This window comes from Brevibacillus sp. MCWH (genome assembly GCF_013096935.1).
GTDB classification, from domain to species: Bacteria; Bacillota; Bacilli; order Brevibacillales; family Brevibacillaceae; genus Brevibacillus; species Brevibacillus aydinogluensis.
The window spans coordinates 1-436 of sequence record NZ_SDLF01000177.1; the positions used below are offsets into that span (position 1 = coordinate 1).

Sequence of the window (436 nt, forward strand, 5' to 3'; positions counted from 1 at the left end):
ATCATATCCCTGCTGTTCCAAAAAAGCAGCGCAATTGTGAATGGACTGATGCTCCATGGCAGTTGTAATAAAATGTCTTTTCGTTTTTGGCAGGCCGTTTAGCAATGATTGAATGGCCAGAAAATTGGATTCAGTGCCGCCGCTTGTAAAATAGATGCCGCTTGCTTCTCCGCCAATGATGTTGGCGATTTTTTCACGGCAGTACTCCAGTATGTGCTTTGCTTTTCCTCCTGCATCATGCAGGCTGCTGGCATTTCCGTACATATCCACACTAAGCTTCTGATATACAATAAGGGCTTCCTCACAAATAGGCGTTGTCGCTGCATAATCTAAATAAATCATCCGGTCTTCCTCCATCCGTTCTCCATAAAAAACTCTTGAGTTTATTTTATCCTTGTGTAAATATAGGTGTCAAGACAGGTGTAAACAACAGGAG

1 pseudogene is annotated in these 436 nt (G+C 42.7%); it reads right to left on the reverse strand.

Annotation, left to right across the window (positions count from 1 at the left end):
• Positions 1-342 (reverse strand): annotated as a pseudogene (gene nifS, locus ETC00_RS19960) (cysteine desulfurase NifS); the annotation flags it as partial.
• Between the last annotated feature and the right edge of the window lie 94 nt (positions 343-436).